Source organism: Bacillus cereus group sp. BfR-BA-01383 (assembly GCF_022663495.1).
Lineage (GTDB): Bacteria > Bacillota > Bacilli > Bacillales > Bacillaceae_G > Bacillus_A > Bacillus_A cereus_AU.
This window is the reverse complement of record NZ_JAKUFP010000030.1, coordinates 48121-55274: the sequence shown is the minus strand read 5'-3', so window position 1 is coordinate 55274 and position 7154 is coordinate 48121. Positions and strand designations below refer to the sequence as shown.

The window sequence follows — 7154 nt, the reverse complement described above, 5'->3', positions numbered from 1 at the left end:
AGCATACACGACCCTTTCTTCACTTCTACTATATAAAAAATAGTAGTGCGAACCAATGCCTTGGCCTGCACTACTAATCTTAGTATGTTTTTATTCATTGCTCCGTTAATAGCAAGGCGTGCATGTTGATTTTTTAATACTTCATTTTTCTGATTTAGTCGTAAGAATTGAATACCAACTTCAGCGCGTTCCTTGAAGTTTGGATCGCCCTTATATTTATCAACAAACTCCGCAGTTAAAGCAACACGATCAATTTGTCCTGAATCATATAAGTTAACTTCTGTAGACTTATCTTTAACGACATTGAAGTTGATTTCTTCTAGTTTTACCGTTTTAGCATCCCAATAATTAGGGTTCTTCTTCAATTGGAAGCTTTGTTCATGTTTCCAGTTATTTAATGTGAAAGCCCCGTTGTAAATTAAATGATTTGTTTCTAAACCATATTTATCACCTTGGGATTTTAAGTACTCTTCATTAATTGGTAAGAATGTTGAGAATGTCGTTAAGCTTAAGAAGTAGGGAACAGGACGATCTAGTTGTACTTCTAAAGTTTTATCATCAAGAGCTTTGACGCCTAGTTGATCAACCGGTAATTGTTTTTGATTTATTTGTTTCGCATTCTTTATGTCGAAGAATAAGAATGCATATTCAGCTGCTGTTTCAGGATTTACGGCACGTTGCCAAGCGAAGGCAAAGTCTTTTGCTGTAACAGGAGTACCGTTTGACCATTTCGAATCACGAAGATGGAATGTGTATTTTGTTTTATCGGGACTAACGTCAACCGATTCAGCAACGCCAGGAACAGGCTTATTATCTTCTCCCATTGCATATAAACCTTCAAAAACATTGCGCATTACGTTCATAGATTCCCCGTCTGTTGCTTTTGCAACATCCATTGTTGGAATTTCTGAAGCAAATGATAAGTTAATTACTTGTTTATTAGGTGCTTTATCGTTTGCTTTCGCTCCGCTTGTATTTTCTTTATTTCCCCCGCAAGCAGTTAGTAGTAGACTTGCCCCTAAAACAGATGCAACAACAGGTACAACTTTTTTCTTCATTGTTCGTTCCTCCCTAAATGTGTTGTTCGTAACGTCATAATGTCCATGTCTTGAAGTGTAGCTATAGAAGAGAAAACCTATTATGGATATGTGTATGTAGGTAGTTAGGTGTTCTATACATATATACATGTTGAACTATAATCTATCGTTATATGTTTCAACGTAGTAGACATTATATCTTGATGGTTAAATATTTCGTTTCTTTGATTATTTAGAATATTAACACTGGTAAGAACTATATGTCAATAATAAAAAATGGAGTATTAATTTCGTAAAATAATATATTGGAAAAGCAAATTTCCTCGTATTAGGGAATCTGCTTTTAATATATTTTGCTAAAAAAACAATAGGTGTGAGTGGAAACACGATGATTAAAATTGTATTTTATTTTTCAATTTTTGCCCACTTGAAGTTTAATTGACCTGCAAAGTCCACTTGCACAATGCCTTTCACATAAGAACGTTCTAAATAGGATTCTCCTTTTTGATAAAGAGGAGCGATAACAGAGTCTTTAAACAATATTTTTTCTGACGCTATTAATGCGTCAAAGCGGGCCTTTTCATCACCAGCTAAAGTCGTTTTCACTTTTTCTATTGTTTCATCGAACTCTTTATTAGAGTAATGATCTAAGTTGTAAGGATTATTTGTTGTAAACAATTCAAGGAATGTAATTGGATCAGCAAAGTCAGGGCTCCAACCGTCAATTCCGATTTCGTAGTCACCTTTTAATAAAAGTGAAACTTGTTGCTTACGCGGTTGCGGTTTTATATTTACTGTTAAGCCTTCTAAATTCTTTTCTAGTTGCCCTTTTAGGAACTCACCAGTTTTCTTCTCAAGGTCACCGTCACTTGTTAACAATTCTAATGTGATCTTTTCAGAACCAAGTTCTTTTTTTGCTTTTTTCCATAATTCTTGTGCAGATTTTGTATCAACTTTTGTTAAATCGCCGTTTGCAGCACGGAAGTCTTTTCCGTCAGGCCCTTTTGCAAAGTTTTTTGGTACGAGACCATAAGTTGGTGTAGAGCCATCATTTAATAACGTATTTACAAAGGATTTTCTATCAATTGTTTGATTGATTGCTTGGCGTGCAGAAACGTTTTGAAGTACTTTGTTTTGCTGATTCATACGTAAAAATTGTACGCCTACGTTTGGACGTTCTTTAAAGTTAGCATCTTTTTTATATTTATCAACGAAGTCAGATGTTAGTTTGATACGGTCTAATTGTTTAGATTCGAATAAATTTACTTCTGTTGATTTTTCTTTTACGACGTTAAAGTTGATTTCTTCCAGTTTGACAGTATCTTTATCCCAATAGGTAGGATTTTTCTTGAATTTAAAGCTTTGTTCGTGCTTCCAATCGCTTAGTGTAAAAGCCCCGTTGTACAAAATTGTATTATCTTCTAAAGCGTACTTATCACCTTGTGCTTTAAAGAATTCTTCGTTAATTGGTAGAAATGTTGGGAACGCTGTTAAGCTAATAAAGTACGGAACAGGACGCTCTAATTCTACTTCAAACGTATGGTCATCAACTGCTTTTACACCAAGTTGGTCGGCTGGAAGTTCTTTGTTGTTAATTTTTGTTGCGTTTTTAATATCAAAGAATAGAAATGCATATTCAGAGGCTGTCGCTGGGTCAACAGCTCTTTGCCAAGCGAAGACAAAATCTTTTGCTGTAACAGGAGTACCGTTTGACCATTTTGAATCTCGTAAATGGAATGTGTATTTCGTTTTATCGCCACTTACTTCATGAGATTTTGCAACACCAGGAACAGGTTTATTACCTTCACCAAGATTATACAAACCTTCAAATACGTTTCTCATTACTTGACCAGAATCAGTATCTGTAGCACGAGCTGTATCCATCGTTCGAATCTCAGTAGGTGAAGATAAGTTTAAAACCTGTTTACTAGGTGCCTCGTCTTTTGCATTTGCTCCGCTAGCTTCGTTTTTATAACTACCGCAACCAGTTAATAAAATACTTACTCCTACAACTGATGCGATACCGGGTACAAACTTCTTTTTCATTTGATTTTCCTCCTAAATAATTAATAAGTTTGGATGATGATGAGGGAAATGAAAAATAAAAAAATCCCTCTTTTCTGATTGAGAAAGAGGGATTTTTACGTACAAGTTATGCACCCGTATATAAACGAAGTCCCTCATTCTATCTTTCAAGCATAAAGCTTGCAGGAAGTGGCACAGTATTCAAAATGAACCTGCTGCCGAGGTTTCAAAGGGCCAGTCCCTCCACCTCTCTTGATACAATGAGTAAACGAATAAATTTTATTAATTTTTGTGTTTCTTTGATAATTCAAAATCTTACACCTTGGATACGAAGGTGTCAATCAAATGAAATATAGTTTAAATTTTCAGTTTTTTTAAAAGTAAAAAAACCACTGCATATGGCAGTGGTTTCCTACTAGAAGTTAAAGTTATCTGGATCTGGACCGACGCGATGATTTTCATTTAAAGCTTGAATTGCTTTCATATCATCTGAGCTTAATTCAAAGTCGAAGATGTTTGCATTTTCAATAATGCGGTGTTCTTTAATTGATTTAGGAATCGTTACAACTTCATTTTGTAAATCCCAGCGTAAAATAACTTGTGCAGTCGATTTATTATATTTTGTAGCGATTTCTTGTAAGGTTGGATTATCCAGTAGTTGCCCTTGCATTAATGGTGACCAAGCTTCAAGTTGGATGTTATGTTCTTTACAGAAAGTGTGTAATTCTTCTTGTGCTAAGCGTGGATGGTATTCCACTTGGTTAACCATTGGCTTAATTTCAGCGATTTCAAATACGTCTTGTAAGTGGTGGATATGGAAATTACTCACACCAATAGCACGAACACGACCATCTTTATAAAGTTTTTCTAACGCTTTCCATGATTCAGTATATTTCCCTTTTACAGGCCAATGTACTAGGTATAAATCTAAATATTCTAGACCTAATTTTTCTAAAGTCGTTTCAAAAGCTTGAAGTGTTGATTCGTAGCCTTGATCGCTATTCCACACTTTTGAAGTGATGAATAACTCTTCACGAGGAATACCGGATTCGCGAATTGCTTGACCAACGCCATCTTCATTTTGATATATTGCTGCAGTATCGATGCTACGGTATCCATTTTTAATCGCTGCTTTTACAGAATCGATTACTTCCGATCCATCTTCTACTTTGAAAACACCTAAGCCGAACCAAGGCATTTTCACACCGTTATGCAATGTTGTATAGTCTTTTAAACTTGTTAAATTCATATTATTTCCCCCTAGCTTTTTTGTTTGTTGCTTCTACTGCTTGTTGAATTGCTTCTGAAAAATTATATTCATATAAAGTTTTAAGACCTTCAGCTGTGGAACCGCCTGGTGTTGTTACTTGTTCGCGGAGGTTAGCTGGATCTTGCGTCTGTTCAAGCATAGAAGCAGAGCCAGAAATCATTTGAATGACAAGGTGTTTTGCGGTTGCTTCATCGACTCCATAACTTTTTGTTGCTTCAATCAAGCTTTCAGCAAAGTAATAAAGGAAAGCTGGTGCACTTCCAGTAACTGCAGTAAGCTGATGAATTTCTTCCTCGGTGCAAAGTTGTGAAGTACCAATGCCTCTTAACAGCAGTTGCAGGGTTTCTTGATGCATCTCGTTTACTGATTGTCCCATTGTATATAAGGAGATAGACTTACCAATTTCAGCAGCTGTATTTGGCATAATCCAAGCAACAGGTGTGCCTTGGGGAAGTCTCTCTTCTAAATAAGATGGTCCGATTCCGGCAGCTACTGTTACGACAAATTGGTTGGTTAGAAGAGGAGATAACTCCTTTAATAACTGTTCATGTGCAGCAGGTGGCATCGCTAAAACAATCGTATCAACAGATGCAATATGCTGCTTCCAATCTGTTGTAGTAGACACGTTATATTGCCCTTGTAATTGTTCTAGCTTTTCTACGTTGCTTCGGTTGGAAACGATAATTTCTTCGATATATTCTCTGCTTGTTTTCAGTAATCCGGAAAATATAGCTTCTGCCATACGACCGGCACCAATAAATAAAATTCGATGTTTATTTTGCATATCCTTTATTCCTTTCTAGTGGAGATATGTTATAAAAAACGATACCATCTTTAAGAGAATTTTGTAAAAAGAAAAGGCTTATAGTGAAAAGAATGAAATTGGAGGGAGGAGGATTGATACAAAAAGGTTATAAATATTATTATATTTGAAAAATAGTTGTAATTAAAAAATCCCTGAAGTAGTTATACTTCAGGGATTAATGGAATATAAGTCTATGCTTTCGTCATACCAAGCAATACGGCGCCACCGATAATTAAAACACTACCTAGTGCAATAAAGATCAATTGGCGTTTTGTTTTCTTTTCGCCTAAGAAGACAATCGCACCGAATGTTGAGATAATGATACCAGTTTGAGATAATGGGAAGCTTGTTGCTACTCCGACACGTGGTAATGAAAGAAGTAAGAATAAGTTTCCTGTTCCCCATAGTAAACCAGATAAAGCATTACGAATTGCATATTTGTTAAATGGTTTATGTTTAGATGTCAGTACAACTGCCCCAACGAACATACCAACTGCCTGCGGTAAAATAGCAGACCAACCATCGATATTATACCAACGAATAATAATTACATATACAAGATAGCCGAAAGTAGAAACAATTAAAGTAAGAAGTCCTTTTTTCAATTGTCCTGGTGGCTGTGCATTTTCTTTATCATCTAATGAAGTGAATACAACACCAACTACAATTAGTAGGATTGCAATCGTTCCCATAATGATCGTTGTAGTAGTAGTCCACTCATGAAAAGCGATAACCCCAAAGATAGAAGTTGCAACAAGTTGCATACCAGTAGAAATAGTTACAGTAGTTGAAACACCTAACTTTTCAACTGTTTTTAATTGGTTTACTTGTCCTAAAGCCCAGAATAAACCTGAAATAAAACCAACAATCAAGATTGTCATTGTTAAAGCTGGTTGAGTAAATACATACATAACTGTTGCGAAGAATAGAGCACCGATTGTCATACCTACCGTTTGGCTATATGCGCCACCGCCCATTTTTACGCTTACTAATAAGATGTTTCCCCATGCAATTGCAGGAAGAAGCGCTAATAAAATGTCCATTACAAGACTCCCTTCGTTTTGCTATACCAATATAATTACATATCGTTCTAACGATCGGTAATGCCCCACTAATAGAGTAGAAGATTACCGATCGCTAAAACAGGATGAAGAACTTACGATATAAATGCGTTTTCATTTCTTCATCTTTTCAAACACCTCCATATAATAACAGGAAATTGACTGTTTTAGAAAGTGAATTCAAATAAAATGTATATTTGAATAAAAAGTAAAATTCAGTCATTAATTAAACCATTTTATTTTTCGGGAAATAAAAAAAGCAGCTTTTGTCGAAAGCTGCTTTAGGAAGTGGTAATTCGTTTATTAATGAGTTGAATACATAATAAAAATAGAAGTGACATGCTAATCGTTATGATGACAAGAGTCCAAGCGAGTTGCATATCACTTGCATCAATGGCCATGTAAATGGCTGTTGGGATTGTCTGTGTTTTACCAGGAATATTTCCCGCAAACATGAGTGTAGCACCAAATTCTCCTAGTGCCCGAACAAAGCTCAAGATCATACCACTTAGTAACGCAGGAAATGCAAGTGGGAGTGTAACGTGTAGAAAAACTTGATATTCACTCGCACCAAGGTCGCGTGCGCCATCTTCAATTTGCACATTCGCGATAGAAAACCCTGTTTTTGCTGATTGATACATAAGTGGAAATGCAACGACTGTAGAAGCAATGATCGCAGCAGTAGATGTAAACATAATGGACTGCTGAAATAATGATTCAATCCACTTTCCAATGGGACTGTTATTTCCGAAAATGATAATGAGAAAAAAGCCGATAACAGTTGGTGGAAGCACCATTGGTAATAAGAAAACAGTTTCTAGTAGTACTTTATATCGCCACGAGGATCGCGCTAATGCTCGTCCAATAATCGTTCCCAAAATCGTAACGATAATGGTGGCGCACGCAGCTACTCGCAAAGATAGAAAGACAGGTGACAAAATTGTATCAAAGCTCAT

Annotated in this window: 6 protein-coding genes and 1 riboswitch; all 6 genes read right to left on the bottom strand. The window is 36.0% G+C overall.

What is annotated here, in order from left to right:
- The coding region (locus tag MR065_RS21460; protein WP_242214998.1) for a peptide ABC transporter substrate-binding protein at window positions 1-1058 on the bottom strand (1058 nt) is incomplete at its 3' end.
- Window positions 1059-1442: 384 nt separating this feature from the next.
- Complete coding sequence (locus MR065_RS21455; RefSeq protein WP_242214997.1) at window positions 1443-3083, bottom strand: peptide ABC transporter substrate-binding protein; 1641 nt, start codon at window positions 3081-3083, stop codon at window positions 1443-1445.
- A gap of 136 nt (window positions 3084-3219) precedes the next feature.
- A riboswitch (SAM riboswitch) is annotated at window positions 3220-3324 on the bottom strand.
- 153 nt (window positions 3325-3477) lie between these two features.
- A complete protein-coding gene (locus MR065_RS21450) occupies window positions 3478-4311 on the bottom strand; it encodes an aldo/keto reductase (protein ID WP_242214996.1) in 834 nt (277 codons plus the stop codon).
- 1 nt (window position 4312) lies between these two features.
- Window positions 4313-5116, bottom strand: a complete 804-nt coding sequence (gene proC, locus MR065_RS21445; protein WP_242214995.1) for a pyrroline-5-carboxylate reductase — start codon at window positions 5114-5116, stop codon at window positions 4313-4315.
- A gap of 212 nt (window positions 5117-5328) precedes the next feature.
- A complete protein-coding gene (locus tag MR065_RS21440) occupies window positions 5329-6180 on the bottom strand; it encodes a GRP family sugar transporter (RefSeq protein ID WP_000353550.1) in 852 nt (283 codons plus the stop codon).
- Between the two features lie 299 nt (window positions 6181-6479).
- Window positions 6480-7154 (bottom strand): molybdate ABC transporter permease subunit, encoded by a 675-nt coding sequence (gene modB, locus MR065_RS21435; protein ID WP_242214994.1) that lies wholly within the window; start codon window positions 7152-7154, stop codon window positions 6480-6482.